The 15,182-nt window shown below is 51.4% G+C and carries 15 protein-coding genes; 8 read left to right on the top strand and 7 right to left on the bottom strand.

The features are described from left to right. Positions 1–115: 115 nt before the first annotated feature. Positions 116–1,897, bottom strand: coding sequence for an ABC transporter ATP-binding protein (locus DZK30_RS01865; RefSeq protein ID WP_118972382.1), 1,782 nt, complete (start codon positions 1,895–1,897; stop codon positions 116–118). A gap of 127 nt (positions 1,898–2,024) precedes the next feature. Here DZK30_RS01865 and DZK30_RS01860 point away from each other — a divergent pair, with 127 nt between their 5' ends. Next, on the top strand, positions 2,025–2,366 hold the full coding sequence (locus DZK30_RS01860; protein ID WP_118972381.1) for a hypothetical protein: 342 nt from the start codon (positions 2,025–2,027) through the stop codon (positions 2,364–2,366). 82 nt (positions 2,367–2,448) lie between these two features. Here DZK30_RS01860 and DZK30_RS01855 read toward each other — a convergent pair whose 3' ends face one another. From DZK30_RS01855 to DZK30_RS01845, 3 genes are all read right to left on the bottom strand, one after another. Next, positions 2,449–4,296 carry an amidophosphoribosyltransferase gene (locus tag DZK30_RS01855; protein WP_118972380.1) on the bottom strand — a complete coding sequence of 616 codons (1,848 nt, stop codon included), beginning with the start codon at positions 4,294–4,296 and terminating at the stop codon, positions 2,449–2,451. Between the two features lie 107 nt (positions 4,297–4,403). Beyond that, positions 4,404–4,685: a hypothetical protein gene (locus tag DZK30_RS01850; RefSeq protein WP_118972379.1), complete on the bottom strand. Its 282-nt coding sequence runs from the start codon at positions 4,683–4,685 to the stop codon at positions 4,404–4,406. 127 nt (positions 4,686–4,812) lie between these two features. Next, complete coding sequence (locus DZK30_RS01845; protein WP_162902754.1) at positions 4,813–5,175, bottom strand: hypothetical protein; 363 nt, start codon at positions 5,173–5,175, stop codon at positions 4,813–4,815. A gap of 207 nt (positions 5,176–5,382) precedes the next feature. On the opposite strand from DZK30_RS01845, the gene DZK30_RS01840 reads away from it, so the two are divergent. From DZK30_RS01840 to DZK30_RS01820, 5 genes are all read left to right on the top strand, one after another. Next, entirely contained in the window at positions 5,383–5,928 is a 546-nt protein-coding gene (locus DZK30_RS01840) for a dTDP-4-dehydrorhamnose 3,5-epimerase family protein (protein ID WP_118972377.1), read from the top strand. Between the two features lie 79 nt (positions 5,929–6,007). After that, the gene (locus tag DZK30_RS01835) at positions 6,008–6,781 is read left to right on the top strand and encodes a 3-hydroxybutyrate dehydrogenase (RefSeq protein ID WP_118972376.1); all 774 of its coding nucleotides are present in this window, start codon (positions 6,008–6,010) and stop codon (positions 6,779–6,781) included. A gap of 27 nt (positions 6,782–6,808) precedes the next feature. Next, positions 6,809–7,645, top strand: a complete 837-nt coding sequence (locus tag DZK30_RS01830; protein ID WP_118972375.1) for an alpha/beta fold hydrolase — start codon at positions 6,809–6,811, stop codon at positions 7,643–7,645. Between the two features lie 88 nt (positions 7,646–7,733). After that, complete coding sequence (locus tag DZK30_RS01825) at positions 7,734–8,660, top strand: GNAT family N-acetyltransferase (RefSeq protein WP_118972374.1); 927 nt, start codon at positions 7,734–7,736, stop codon at positions 8,658–8,660. Positions 8,661–8,675: 15 nt separating this feature from the next. After that, on the top strand, positions 8,676–9,014 hold the full coding sequence (locus DZK30_RS01820) for a translation initiation factor (protein ID WP_118972373.1): 339 nt from the start codon (positions 8,676–8,678) through the stop codon (positions 9,012–9,014). A 3-nt stretch (positions 9,015–9,017) separates the two neighbouring features. Here DZK30_RS01820 and DZK30_RS01815 read toward each other — a convergent pair whose 3' ends face one another. Beyond that, a complete protein-coding gene (locus DZK30_RS01815; RefSeq protein ID WP_205529343.1) occupies positions 9,018–10,886 on the bottom strand; it encodes an OmpA family protein in 1,869 nt (622 codons plus the stop codon). A 330-nt stretch (positions 10,887–11,216) separates the two neighbouring features. On the opposite strand from DZK30_RS01815, the gene DZK30_RS01810 reads away from it, so the two are divergent. After that, positions 11,217–11,675, top strand: a complete 459-nt coding sequence (locus DZK30_RS01810) for a hypothetical protein (RefSeq protein ID WP_118972371.1) — start codon at positions 11,217–11,219, stop codon at positions 11,673–11,675. A gap of 13 nt (positions 11,676–11,688) precedes the next feature. Then, the gene (locus tag DZK30_RS01805) at positions 11,689–12,213 is read left to right on the top strand and encodes an acyltransferase (RefSeq protein WP_118972370.1); all 525 of its coding nucleotides are present in this window, start codon (positions 11,689–11,691) and stop codon (positions 12,211–12,213) included. A gap of 3 nt (positions 12,214–12,216) precedes the next feature. Here DZK30_RS01805 and DZK30_RS01800 read toward each other — a convergent pair whose 3' ends face one another. Both DZK30_RS01800 and DZK30_RS01795 read right to left on the bottom strand, forming a co-directional pair. Continuing rightward, positions 12,217–13,734 (bottom strand): asparagine synthase-related protein, encoded by a 1,518-nt coding sequence (locus DZK30_RS01800; RefSeq protein ID WP_162902752.1) that lies wholly within the window; start codon positions 13,732–13,734, stop codon positions 12,217–12,219. Further along, entirely contained in the window at positions 13,731–15,074 is a 1,344-nt protein-coding gene (locus tag DZK30_RS01795) for a lipopolysaccharide biosynthesis protein (RefSeq protein ID WP_118972368.1), read from the bottom strand. The genes DZK30_RS01800 and DZK30_RS01795 overlap by 4 nt, the downstream gene beginning before the upstream one ends. Positions 15,075–15,182 lie beyond the last annotated feature (108 nt).

The following is a 15,182-nucleotide window of genomic DNA, read 5'->3' as shown; positions in this document are numbered from 1 at the left end:
ATTTCAATCATATTCATGAATGCCAAAAATTATGTTAACAAATATCTGTTAATGCAAACAACAAAAATAGCCTCCGCATAAGCGAAGGCTATTTCATTGAAAGCGAACAAATTAATTATTCTTCTACCTGTGTCTGGTATAAGTATAGTTTAGCATATTGACCATCCTGTTTCATCAATTCCTCGTGGTTGCCGGTTTCAACAATATGGCCATCCTCCAGCACAATGATTTTATCAAAATTCCAGCCCTTAAAGATCCGGTGGGTGATCACGATCGCCGTTTTGCCCTCCAGGTATTGCCCCAGGTTGTGCTGGATCGTTTGTTCTGTGCGCGTATCGACTGCTGAAAGGCTCTCGTCCAGGATGAGCACAGATGGGGCCTTTATCAGGGCCCTGGCCAGCGAGATCCGCTGCTTTTGCCCACCCGATAGCATCACACCTCTTTCTCCCGTTATGGTCTCATAACCTTCCGCCAGCTGACGGATATCGCCGTCGACAGCGGCCATTACCGCTGCATTTTGTACTGCAGACATATCCTGCTCTTCCAGGCCCAACCCTATATTGTTCGCTACAGTATCCGAAAACAGGAAAACATCCTGCGGTACATAGCTCACCTGGCCACGCAGGCTTTCCAGCTGCCATTCCTTAATCGGCACATCATCGATCCGTATTTCGCCTTCCGCTACATCATACATGCGTAGCAGAAGGTGCACCAGCGTCGACTTGCCCGAGCCCGTCTTGCCTATCACTGCTATCTTTTGCCCCGGAAGTATGTCCAGGTTGAAATGCTCCAGGGCTTTGATACCGGTGTGGGGGTAAACAAAGGTCACATCCCTGAACGATATTTTACCTTTCAACGGCTGCGCCAGGGCTTCCGGCGCATCAAAAATATCGGGCTCCGACAGGAGGAACTCATTGATCCGCCTTTGCGATACGGCTGCCCGCTGGATCATGTTCGCCGTCCAGCCGATGGCCGAAATCGGGAACATGAGCAGGTTGATGTAGAAGACAAATTCGGCAATATTCCCCGGCGTCACCTTTCCTTCTATGGCCTGCCAGCCGCCTACCAACACCGTAAGCAACATGCTAAGCCCTATGAACAGGTTCATCGCCGGAAAATAGATCGACTCGGTAAGCGACAGGTTGATGGTGCTTTTCCGGTAGGCCTGGGAGATGCGGGCAAAAGTATTGATAGCGCTTTGCTCCTGCACAAAAGACTTGATTACTCTGATGCCGGAATAGGATTCCTGGGCCTGCGAGGTAAGCGACGACAACTCGGCCTGTATCTGCTCGCTCTTACGGTTCACGATCTTATTCACATAGAAGATCGAAAGCGCCAGGAAGGGTAAGGGCGCCACTACATAGAGTGTCAGCGAGGGGCTTACAAGGATCATTTTCCAGAAACAAAGTGCGATCAGGATCACGAGATTGATCACGTACATCATAGCCGGCCCGGTATACATCCTTACACGCGATACATCTTCCGATATGCGGCTCATCAGGTCGCCTGTAGCATTGCTCTTATAAAAGGCAGTGCTCAGCTTCTGGTAATGCCCAAACACCTCATTCTTCTGATCATATTCAATATGGCGGGACATAACAATGATCGTTTGCCGCATAAAGAACATGAAGATGCCGCGCAATAAAGCATAGGCCAGCAACAAGAGTCCTGCCATCATTACCAGGTGCATCAGATGTCCGCGAAGGCCTTGCGCTGCAGGACTGTTGCCCAGCACATGATACCGGCTTACATTGCGATACACCTCGTCCAGTGTATTGCGTACGACCTGGGGTGAGAGTACTGCGAAAATATTGGAGATAATAATGAATACGGTACCCAGCAGCAAATGCCATTTGTACCGCAGAAAATATTTGTTCAGAACTGAGAGCTGCTGCAATGGTTACAGGTTTTGAGGCCGAAATTCAGGAAAACCGCGGTCCGCCGTTGTTTTCCAAATGTGAAAACCTGGGCAAAGATACGACAATACGCCCTGCATTGCTTATCTTTGGCCGTTTAGCTTCTCTATGAAGGTATCTGCAAAAAATATAGCTACGCACCTGCTTTTGTTATTGTTGCTCCCAGCTTGTGGGAAAAAGGAAAAAGAGCTCAGCCCTGCCCGGATCAATGCGCTTGCGGACAGCATTGTGAACAGCAGAATGGATAAACTGCGCCGGCAGGCGAAGGAAGACCTGGACCGGCGTATGCCCATCGAGCTGAAACCAAAGATCGATTCGATCCGTAATGTTTCGCATGAGATAGGACCGGTACCGGTTTTTCCGGGCGACGACGGTACGCCTGCCAGAGCCGATACCGGCAGCATGCTGCAGCTTCAGACCCGGACGCCGTCCAATGATACGCAGAGATAAAGCGGTACAGCCGCCTTCCCATAAAAGCAAGGAGCCGTTCCCCTCGAAACGGCTCCTTGCTTTATTATTTCCGCAGCTGCTGCTAATAGCCGCGTCCTGCCTTGTTTTCCATATAGTTCATAAAGGCGCGGTTGGCCACTTTGTTGCCACCCGGTGTGGGATAGTTGCCGGTAAAATACCAGTCACCCTTGTTGTGCGGACAGGCCTCGTGCAAGCCTTCGATGGATTGGTAAATGATCTGTACCTCTGCTTCAACATCTTCGGGACGCAGCAGCTGACCTATCTTTTCGCTGATCTCCTCAGGCGTGAACGGCGCATAGATGTCTTTGACAAAGTTCTCCTCGTGCAGCCGGTTGTGCTCTCTTGCCGTATTACATTTGAGATAGGCCTCCGTAAGCACATGGTTCATATTACGATCCTTCAGCAGCTCTACGGCAGCCTGGAACGCAATAAAATCGGCCATACGGCTCATATCGATGCCATAGCAATCGGGATAGCGGATCTGTGGCGCCGAAGAGACTACAATAATTTTTTTGGGCTTGAGCCGGTCCAGCATTTTGATAATGCTTTGCCGCAGCGTGGTACCTCTTACAATGCTGTCGTCGATCACGACAAGGGTATCCTGCTGAGGCTTTACCGTACCATAGGTAATATCATATACGTGTTGCACCATCTCGTCGCGTGTCGAGTCGGAAGTAATAAAGGTGCGCAACTTTACATCTTTAATGGCCAGCTTCTCGATACGCACCCTACGGCGGATCAGCTCGCTGATCTCTGCATCGGTCATCGTATTCCGGTTGCGGATGATCCGCTGGATCTTCAGTTCTTTCAGGTAATCCTCCAATCCCTTGATGAGGCCGTAAAAAGCCGTTTCAGCAGTATTAGGGATAAAAGAGATGATCGTATTCTTTAAATCGTTGTCTATCGCCTTCAACACCTGGGGTGCCAGGTTATTGCCCAGTGCCATGCGTTCCTGGTAGATATCGGCATCGCTGCCACGGCTAAAGTAGATCCTTTCGAAGCTGCAGGCCTTTTTTTCCGCAGGCTCCAGTATTTGCGGCACGCTCAGGGTACCATCTGCTTTTACGATCACGGCACAACCCGGCGGCAATTCTTTGATCTCGTGCTGCTGCACATTGAAGCTGGTCTGGATAGCAGGACGCTCCGACGCAACGACTACGATCTCATCGTCGTGATAATAATAGGCCGGCCGTATGCCATGCTTATCGCGCAATACGAAGCTGTCGCCATTGCCGATAAGTCCGCCGCAGACATAGCCGCCGTCGAAGCGACTGGCCGCGTTGCGCAGCATCGCTTCCACATCGGGATTCTCGGGCGACTTGGCTTCTTCTTCGCAGAGGAAGTGATGCACGGTATCGATCATCGCGCCCAGGTCGCTGGTCCGCATGGTCTCGTCCGGGTTCTCCTTCAGCATCGCAAACAGCTCATCGGTATTCACCAGGTTGAAATTGCCCGCCATGGTCAGGTTACGGGCAGGGTTAATGTCCGATTTTACAAAGGGGTGGCAAAATTTCACGCTGTTTTTGCCCTGTGTACCATAGCGCAGATGCCCCAGCATCACTTCGCCCATAAAACGCAGGTATCCTTTCATTAAGCCGGGATAGTCCCGCAGATTGGGATACATACGTTCAAGCTCTGTTACTTCGTCCTGTACCGATGCAAAAATTTCCTTGATCGCTCCCGGTCCTGCGATGCGCAGACGGTGCATGAATTGGTAACCCGGCTCTACGTTAAGCTTCAGCGTAGCAATACCGGCCCCATCCTGGCCCCGGTTATGCTGCTTCTCCATCAGGAGGTAAAGCTTGTTCAATGCGTAAAAGGAAGTACCGTATTTACGGTGGTAGTAAGAAATGGGCTTGAGCAGCCGAATGTAGGCAAGCCCGCATTCGTGTTTTAAAGCATCTGACATGAGGACGCAAAGTTAAGTCTAAATTAATAAAATGCGCAAATGTGCAGCCCTGATACAGATATAAACAAAAACGTTCCGGTATCGGTACCGGAACGTTTTTAACAGGCCTACCTGCGGGGTAAAGGCGGGTGCGGCGGTAATGGCGGATGTGGCGGTAATGGCGGGTGCGGCGGGCGATGGTGTGGCAACGGCGGCCGGGGCGGCAAAGGTCTTACGTAAGGTCGGGGATGCGACCGGTAATAATGGCGGCGGGGATGGTATCCCCGGTGATACCGCTTATTGTAATGCTTGTAATAGCCACGATGTGGGCGTCGTTGCGCGTAGCTTTCCGGTGCCGAAAATAATCCGAGCGTCAGGATCAATACCACGTACCAAATTAATTTTCTCATGTGTTTTAGATTTTTACAGGAAAAAACACTGGTTTTCCCGATCTGTTATGATGACAAGCTAAAAGCAAAAATGTTCTGGCAATCGTCTTGCCAGAACATCAGATAGCAATAGTATTCAGATAGCTATTTAAGGCAAAGGTGGATGCGGTGGCAAAGGCGGGTGCGGCGGCAAAGGAATATTGATGCTGATGCCTCCTGTTGCATAGGGCCTTGGTGGTGCATAATACGCCGGGCGGTAATAGGGACGGCGATAATACCTGCGGTATGGCCTTTGATAGCTGTAATAACGGGCCGGGGCATAAGGTCGCTGATAACCATAACCCTGCCGTGCGCCCTGATAATAACCATGCCTGTAGGCTCTTTCTACTCTCCGTTGCTCTTTGTAGCGTTGCTTGTAATGGCCTCTGTGCCAGCCTTGGGCTCCTGCGGTGAAATTCATGAATAATCCGAAGAACGCGATAAGGGCCGCTGTCAAAAGATACTTTCTCATAAAATGGCTTTTATTCAGTTAACGATGTTTCCTGCGCAGGGATCATCTTTATAGCGATAATTGGCAGCATGCACAACCATCATATCAAGATGCACTAATAAGACGAGGACTGAGGTTGAAGGTTTAGCGCCTGCCCGCCAATATAAATACAAAAATGTGTTAACATAAATCGTACTTTTGAGCTCCTACGGATTACAGATTAAAACAATGTTCCATTTCAGCCCACTACCCCTTAATGATGCCTTTCTGGTTACCTTGCCTGCTTTCAACGACGACCGCGGCAGCTTTATAAAGGTTTTTCAGCACAGCATTTTCGCACACGAAGGCATTGATTTTCGCCTGCAGGAGAGCTACTTTTCCCTTTCGGCCAAAGATGTGATCCGGGGCATGCATTTCCAGTTGCCGCCTCACGATCATGCCAAGGTGGTGTACTGCCCTTCGGGCGCTATACTGGATGTAATGGTCGACCTGCGCAGCGACAGCGATACTTATGGCAGGTACTATGCGACAACGCTTTCGGCCGACAATCACCTGGCTTATTATATTCCAAAAGGATTTGCGCATGGCTTCAAGTCGCTAAGCGAAGGCGCGATGACCTGCTACCTGGTCTCTTCGGAGCATAGCCGCGAACACGATACAGGCATCCGCTACGATTCTTTTGGCTTCGATTGGGAATGCTATGCCCCGGTGCTTTCAGAAAGGGACCTTTCTTTTTCCCGGCTGGAAGACTTCAGCAGCCCCTTTTTGCGATAAACACATTGCATAACAATTGCTTTACAGTACAAACTGTTTTATTCCCTGAAATTTACCGGGTAAACAATAAAAACATTTTATGGCAAAAACAGCATTGATCACCGGTAGCACAAGCGGCATAGGCCTCGCTACCGCCAAAGCCTTCGCGGCAAAAGGATACAACATTGTCTTTAACGGACTGGAGGAGAACGGCGCAGAGATCGCAGCCGGCGTAGCCCAGGAGTTTGGCATAGGCTATCTCTTTTCTCCCGCCAATATGATGCAGCCCGAAGCGATAAGGGCGCTGGCCAAGGAAGCGCTGGATAAATTCGGATCGGTTGAAGTACTGATCAACAATGCCGGCATACAATTCGTGGCGCCCATTGAAGATTTCCCCGAGGACAAGTGGGATGCCATCATCGCCATTAACCTTACGGCTGCGTTTCATTTAACCAAAGCCATACTGCCCTCGATGAAGGCCAATAAGTTTGGCCGGGTGATCAATATATCGTCTGCGCACGGCTTGATCGCATCGCCTTTCAAAAGCGCCTATGTTGCCGCCAAGCACGGCATTATCGGCTTTACCAAAGTGCTGGCGCTGGAAGGCGGCGAGCACGGCATTACCGCCAACGCCATTTGCCCGGGCTATGTGCACACGCCTATTGTCGACAAACAGATCCCCGACCAGATGAAGGCGCATAACATGACGCGCGAAGAGGTGATCGAAAAAGTATTCCTGGCGGAGCATGCCATCAAGGACTTCATTTCGCTCGATACCATTGCCCAAACGATCCTTTACCTGGCCGACAGCGAAGCGGCAGCTACCATCACGGGCATTGCTATGCCACTGGATGCCGGCTGGACCGCGCACTAAGCTTATTGTTCATCAAAACAACTTATAGTGACAGATTACACGATCAGCACCAATAATATCGAGCTACATTACGTCGAATACCATCCTAAAGGGAATCCCACCCTTGTGCTGATGCACGGCCTGACCGCCAATGCCCATGCCTTCGACGGATTGGTCAATCATGGCCTTACAAGACATTTCCGTCTTATTTCTCCCGACCTCCGGGGCCGTGGCCTTAGCAGCAAGCCGGCCTTTCGCTATGGCTTGGAAGACCATGCCCAGGATATACTGGGTCTGCTGGACCATCTCGGCATTGAAAAAGCATTGTTGGGCGGTCATTCTTATGGCGCCTTGCTTAGCGTATACATGGCAGCCCATTATCCCGAACGCGTGGAACGGCTGGTGATCCTGGATGCTGCTGCCGAAATGAACCCCAACGCTCCCGCTATGCTGGGGCCTACCCTTAGCAGGCTGGACAAGACTTTCCCTTCTTATGCCAGCTTCCTGGAAGAGATGAAGGCGGCACCCCAAAACACTTTCTGGGACAAGGATATGGAAAGCTATTACAAAGCCGACGCCCACATAAGGGAGGATGGTACTGCCAATCCCTATCCCAATCTTTCCAATATTATAGAAGTGGCTACCGGTGTGGCACAACAGCCCTGGGTACAGACTTTTGAGCAGGTAATGCAACCTGCGGTACTCATCAACGCGCTCGACAACTATACCATGGACGAGCCGCTGCTGCCCGATTTCAAAGCAAAAGAAACGGTGGAGCTGATGCACCATTGCCGGTACGTAGGCGTAGACGGCAATCATCAGACCATGCTTTACGGCGCCAACGCCGACCGCGTTGTACGGGCGATCGAAGCCTTCCTCCTCTAAGCATTACCCAAGATATACTACAGAGCGCCTGTCTATATTTTCGTATTATTGCGAAAAACAAGGCAGGCGCTTTTTCTGCGCCTTGGTTATGCGTAAGGAACAATATCTCGGATCACCGCTGCTACTACAACAGCTGCCGGTATTTTTCCAGCCCTGGTGGCTGGATATCGTCAGCAACGACTGGCAAATAGCCCTCGCACCCGGCCCCGATGGCGCCCCGGCAGGCATATGGCCTGTTGCGAGGGAAAAGAAAATAGGATTAGCTATAGCCCGTAATCCCTTGCTGACACCTTACCTGGGACCGCTGTTCCTGCAATCCCTTTCCGAAAAAGAAGAAGCGGCTGTTTTTGAGGCGCTCTGGCAGCAGCTTCCCCGCTGGGACAGCTTCGATATGGAAACTACCGTTGCTTTTCACCAGGCGGCATTATTGCAGCAGAAAGACTTTGAGGTATCGGAAAAGATCACTTTTGAGATTGGTCTGGCGCCGGAGGAAGACATGCTCTGGCGCGCTATGAACAGCAATCACCGCAACCTGATCCGGCAGGCTGAAAGCCACCATTCCGTTGTTGAACATACCGGCTCAACCGAACGCCTGCTCACGCTTCACCGCGAAACCTTCGCCCGGAAGAATAAAGCCTATCCTTTCGATCCGGCGCTCATCGATCGCCTGGTGCATACCAGCAGGGAAAAGAATAGCGGCGGCCTGTGGTACCTGCAGGACGAGCAGGGCCACACCAATGCAACTATCTTCACCGTTTGGGATCATCAAAAGATGTACCTGCTGCTAAGCGCGGTAGATCCTGAAGCGGCGCATCCCGGCGCTGTAAGACTGCTGATATGGTATGCCATAAAAACGGCAAGGCAAAAAGGCTTGTCTGCATTCGACTTCGAAGGCAGTATGGATCCAGGTATCGCCGCGTTTTTCCGCCGTTTCGGCGGCAGCCAAAAAACGTACCTTTGTGCTTCCAGGAACCGTTCTTTGCTCTGGAAAGTAAAAAAGACACTTCTGGGCTGATCAAACAATAGTGCTATGACAAAGAAAAAGCTCAACAGCTTCAGCGGACTGGTATTTTCTACCAATCCTGACATGATGAAGGAGGAGCCACCGGAACAGCAGGACACAGCTGAACCCAAAGCCCAGAAGCTGCGGGTGCGTATCGAAAAGAAACACCGCGGCGGCAAAACAGTAACCATAATTGATGGCTTTGACGGTACAGAAGACGACCTGAGCGAGCTGGGCAAAAGGCTAAAAACCAAATGTGGCACGGGCGGCAGCGCCAAGGATGGGGAAATACTGATACAAGGCGACTACAAAGACAAAGTGATTACATGGCTGAAAGAATGGGGCTACACCCAAACGAAGGGCTGATACTCAGGGCTTACGCAGTACTATTTCGACTCTCCGGTTCTGCTGCCGGTGTTCCTCGCTGTCGTTTGGGGCAATAGGATCGGCATCGGCCCAGCCCTGGATGTGGATCTTATCGTCGCCAATGCCCATTGCTCCCAGCAGACTGGCCAGCGTTCTGGCGCGGGCAGACGATAGTTCCTCATTGATGGCCGGCGTACCGGAGTCATCGGTATAGCCATTCACAAAGAATTCGACGCGCGTCTGCTCCAGGTACGGAGCGATCATGGCCTTCAGCTGTGCCTGGTCGCTATCGCTGAGTTGCACATTGCTGCGCAGGAAATAAAAGCGGGCCAGCAACGTATCGTAGAGCGGAGGGCTGTAGTTGAAGTCCAGCAATGGAAAATTGAGCGTATCCGGCGCCAGTACATGCGCCGTTGTGAAAGAAATGGTATCGTTATAATCGGCATAGCCCACGCGGTACACATGCAGGCCATATTTGCGATGGAGTAGTACAGAAGCCATATAGCTGGCATCGCCCCTGTTGCTCTGGTAATGGTATAGCTTTTCCCCAGTCTCCGCATCGCTCCATTCGATCTGGGCATAATTAAGTCTCCGCTTATCGAGGCTGTCGTAAGCAATACCAAAAACATAAGTATAAGGTTCCGGCTGCGCTGTCTCCGGCATGCGGACCTCGTACAGATCCATGTTACCCAATCCCCCCTCCCTGTTAGAAGCCAGGTAAGCCTTCCGGCCATCGGCGCTCAGACACAGGCTTACGTCATCGAAAGGCGTATTGAAGGGATAACCCATATTTTCGGGCCGCTGCCATTTATCCTTCTTTTTGCGGCTGTAGAAAATATCGTTGCCCCCCAGGCCGGGATGGCCGTCGGAAACAAAATAAAGGGTCTGGTTATCGGAAGCGATAAACGGAGCCGTTTCATCGAAGGGTGTATTAACCTCAGGCCCCAGGTTCTCCGGCACCTGCCACAGGCCGTTCTCAAAGCGGGACACCCAGATATCCTTTCCCCCATAGCCTCCCACCCGGTCGCTTACGAAATACAGTTCCTTATTGTCACAGGATAGCGCAGGCATCCCTTCGTATCCCGGCGTATTGATGGTAGCGCCGAAGGGCACAGGCTGCGACCAGCCCGCGTCTTTGGTATAAGAAAAATAGAGGTCGCAACCACCCGCTTCCCATCCGTTCTCGCTACGGTTGCCACATCGCATAAAAAAGAGGTAGTGTCCATCTGCAGAGCGCATTTGCGCTCCTTCCTGCATTCCCGAATTGGGCGGGCTGCCCATATCGCGGGCAATGAACCAACCGCCGCAGGAGTCGCGCTGTGCTATATAAAAGTCCTCATCGACCCCATTGGTGCGACGGGTAAATACCAATGTGCTGTCGTCGATACTTACCGAAGGAAAGTATTCATCGTATACCGAATTGATGCGTGCGCCCATGTTGATGGGCGTATCTGTAGGCCTGGCATTGACCGCATACTTTCCAAACTGGGCATTTTGCCGGAGGCGGTCGTATTCCCCTTTGAGGGATGGCGAAAGCGCGGCGGACCTCTTCCATTGATCCAGTACTGACGAGGCCTGTTCGTATTGACGTGCCTGGCATAAGGCGCGGGCGAGCGGCAGCACAAAAGCCTGCGTACAGGAAGGGCAGGCGCCGGAAGCCTGCCGGAATACATCGGCAGCTTTGCTGTACTGACCGTTGTCACAATACAGCATGCCTAATGCCGTGTACGCATCGGTAAAATTCGGAGCTTCACGAAGACATTTTTGAAGTAGTGTTTCTGCCTCTGTGCTACGATGCAGGCGAATGCATTCCTGTGCACGGCTATACAGTCGCTGTGCTTTTGGCGTTACAATCCCCTGCGCATTCGACATTCCGGCACTGTACAAAAGGACCATAAGTAAAGCCAGGTAACGCATCGGGGAAATTATCGCTGTTTATTAGGGCTTCGCAATAAACAGATTTTTTCCCAGATTTTAAAATAAACGGGTCGCAATTTATGCTATAGGCCAGACCCTCCCTCCCATATTCCGGGAACATTCCTTGGGTGCCCTGCCGGCAACAATGGGTAAACCACAGGGGCAGGTAATGGCAAGTACCCGTTTTTCTCCTATCTTTTGCCCGGAAGATATGAGGCAAATTAATTAGTGTTTTAAATAGTTTTTTAGGGTTATTTTCGCTTCGTCTAATCCATTATACATTTTATGCGTAACAAGATAATAATGGCTTTCGTTGCCTCTGCCTTCTCTTTCGCGGCTTATGCCCAGCAACAGCAGAATGTGGCCGTATGCTCCGACAAAGCCATGCATTCCGAACTGGTATCGCTTGACAAATCACTGGAAGAAAGAGGATTTGCCCTGGAACAGTTCAAGATGATGAACATGCCTTCAGGTTCCTATGTCCCGGTAACGGTAACCATGCAGGAAGGCAAGATGTACCAGATCAATTTCATCGCCAGCAAGAACTTCCAGCAATACCACCTTACCATAATGGACAAGGACCGCAAGAAGCTGGTCGACAAAAAGATCAAGACAGGCGGCGACCGGCAGCTCTCCGAAAGCTTTGCCGCACCCTATACCGGCAATTACCTGGTTATTGTATCGCAAAAAATAAAGGGACAAGCGGAAGCCTGCGGCGGCCTTTCCGTGCTGAAAAACAAGTAAAGCAAGCGTATCTATGATCCAGGCTATCAAAAGGAAATTGAAGCTCAGACCCGAAATGGGCTTCAATTTCTATATGGCCGATTTCGTATTCCGGAAGCTCCTCCGTCAGAATGCCCGCGTAAAATGGGCCATTCACCATACCAGCACTATACACAGCCCCGAAAAGATTACGAGGGGCCGTAGCACCTGGCCAGGGGATTCGCCCGGCGTATACATCAATGCGCTCAATGGCATCCTCATCGGCGACTTTACCAATATCGGTCCCAACGTAGCGATCGTGTCGGCCAATCATGATTTTATCAATAACGATGTGCATGTGACCGCCTCACCGATAGCGATCGGCAGGTTTTGCTGGATCGGTGCGGGGGCAGTGATCCTGCCGGGCGTCCGGCTCGGCGACTTCACGATGGTAGGTGCGGGTGCTATCGTCACCAAAAGCTTCGAAGAAGGCTATTGCGTGCTGGCCGGCAACCCTGCCCGGCTGCTACGTACGCTCGACAGGGAGGCCTGTGCTGCTTTTGCCGCGGCAAAAGCCTAGGGCTTATCCGCCGAGATGATCTTCCAGCCAGGCAATGTACCAGGCCGTCTGTATGCGGTTGATGTTTACTTCCTTATTGCTCCAGCGCAGGCCCAGCTGCCGGTCTTTTAGAAAACTACGTGCGATCAGCTTGAAATTGACCGGATCGGAAAAGAAGATTCGGCGCATCCGGTTGCGGGCGCCGGCGATTTTTTGCAGCACAAAAGGATAGCGTTTTTTGGGGAAAGCCACACTATACGGTTCAAAAAAATAGCGAAACACGACCTGGTCAAATAATTTCCTTCCCCATTTATACTCCCAGGGCAGATTTTGAAAGAAGAGCAGCAGATCCTTATCCCATAAGGGAACCAAATGCTCGTGGCCCCAGAATTCATATATCCTGTTGGAATTGATGATAAATTTTGACTGGCGCTCTTTCAGGTTCCAATGCTCAAAGTATTCGTAAGGCTGTGCTGGTATGGCCGGGAGGTGGATACGGGAAAGCAATGACCGTTTATCACCAGTACGGAATACATAATGCCGCTGCAGCAACCGCTCCGCAACATTATCTTCCGTAAGGCCCGCCTCCAGGTGCCCGCCGGCGATAAAATCCCCGGTATGGCCGGGAACGATCACCGCATCTTCCGGGATCATTTTTTGTGTTACCAACTGCCTTATCGCGAAGTAATCTTGTGTAAACAAGGCTGAAGTGCCATTGACCACGAAAGGCAGGTAAGCTTTGAATTCCGGTGTGTGCAGGAAGTCACCCACCAAACGCGGCGTGTAAGCAATAAAATGCCAGGGAAATCCCAACTCCGCCGCTACTCTTGCCGACATGCGCACATCGGGGCTGGAAGGAATGCCATAGGTGAAGCAGATCACTTTGCTATAGCCCTGCTTTTTCAACAAAACGGCGATCAACCGCGAATCGTAGCCCCCGCTCAGCGGCACCACGGCCGTGCGCCCGGCCAGGGCTTTGACCAGGCGTTCTCCTGCCTTATCAAATAAGCCCGCCAGCTGATCCGGCAAGGCATCGAAAGTCCCTGTAAGGGGTTTATCCGCTACATAGAAATGATAGCAATATTCCTGCACCTGGTCGTCCACTCCTACCAGGCAGGCGCCGGCCTGTACCTGGCATACATCCTTCAGCAAGGTGCTGTTACCGGTAACATAACCGGTGTATAAAAATTCCTCCTTTGACAGGGTATCCATCTGCAAGAGACCAGGCGCCGCGTGTTCCACCGCATCGCTGATCCGCAATACACCTTTATCCAGAGAATAGTATAAGGGAAAGGTCCGCGTCCGGTCGGTGGCACAATACACACCGGCATCCGTCTGTATCACCACGGCAAAAAGCCCGTTGGCCTGCCGAAGGCGATCCTGCAATGTCTCTGCGCTGTCGGCACCGCGGAAAAACGCTACAAGACCGGCTTCACGCAAAGGATTGTCCTCCGTATCGTAGATAAAGCCTTTTACCGAGATACCATCGCTGGTATACCAGGTGTAACCGTAATTGTATACAAGCCTGACTTCAACTTTCATGACAGCCATTGATCGATCAGAAAAAAAGGAAGGATACCGGCAGCAAGCACGGCGAGCGTGTACACCAATATCTGAAGCTTTCCTATGCCCGCCGAGGACAGCAGGTAAAATACGAAGCAGAAGAAGATAAGCGCACCTATCGCACCAAACCACACCACTGTAGCTGCCGCGTCGTAGTGCCGCCAGAGGCACAGCAGGAGCACCAGCGCCCGGGAGACAAAAATGATGACCTGGAGCAGCAAGCCCTGCTTTTGCTTACCCTGTACAAAAAAAAGATTGGACAAAGGAGAGGAGATGAACACAAACAGGAACCACAGGCTCAGGGATTGGGCATACTGCCCTGCAACGGTCCAGCTGCTACCAAAGAACCAGCCGAAGAGCTTATCGCCCCAGAACAGCAATGCCGCCATGGGCAAGGTCCCCAAAAGGAGCAGATGCTTGTACAATGCCCAGGTAAGCTGCCGCAGCTGTTCCTTATCACCGTTACCGGAAGCCGCCTTCTGAAAATAAACCTGGCCTATGGCCGCGCCCACGAGTGTCATGGGAGCATTAAGCACCCTTTGCGACAAGGCGTAGAAACCGACAACGGTATTTGAAAAAAAGGTAGCGAAAACATAAACCGGAAGCTGTAAGGAAGCCGTATTCAGTAAGAGAGAAGGCAATGTGAACTTTGGGAAATTGCGATAACGCCAGGCCATGCGCCTGAGATCCGGTGTGATCCGGAACGGTTCTTCCTTTTCCTTCTTTTTCAAGTAAACCCTGATAACGCCCAGGTTGCCGCCCAACAAAGAAAGCAGGTTGCCCCATAGCAAGCCGGCGGCCTGAGCCCCGGCCATTCCTGCAGCGACCTGCAAGCCACCTGCCGTGCCCGACCGTATCACAGTAGCTACGGCAATGCCCTTGTAAGCTTGCTGCCGCACGCTATAGTACCGTAATATTTCAAAAACGCCGGAAAACAATACTGCTACCGGCACCAGGTACAGCCAAAAGCCGATCCGTTTGTCCTTAAAGCATGTGAGCAACGGCGCGTGCAGCAGCAGAACAAGCAGCAGCAACAATATGGAAGCGCTTACCGTAAGCATGAGCGCCAGCCGTACCAGCTTCCGGGCATCTCTGTCAACACCGGGCAACAGGATCGACAATTCATATTGCCCCGTTACCACCACGGTAAGCAGGGAGGTAAGGGAAACGAACAATGTAAGCAAACCAAAATCGGCGGGTGTATACAAGCGGGTGAGCACGGGTGTGATAAGAACGGGTATGGCCTGCGCCACCGTGGTTCCGGTGGTCAGCGTCAGCACATTGCGCACAAAATCGGTAAGTTTTATCTTTCTTATCATCCGTAGAAGCCGCTCATATCGCGGGTTCCTTTTGCAAAAGAAACAAATTAAATCCGAATGCTCCTGGTTAATTGTTTCCCAGCCGGTTATCGCTTTTCGATGATTATT

Source organism: Taibaiella koreensis, from assembly GCF_003545715.1.
In the GTDB taxonomy this organism is placed as follows: Bacteria; Bacteroidota; Bacteroidia; order Chitinophagales; family Chitinophagaceae; genus Taibaiella; species Taibaiella koreensis.
The sequence above is the reverse complement of the archived record's forward strand: the minus strand, read 5'-3'. Positions and strand labels throughout refer to the sequence as shown.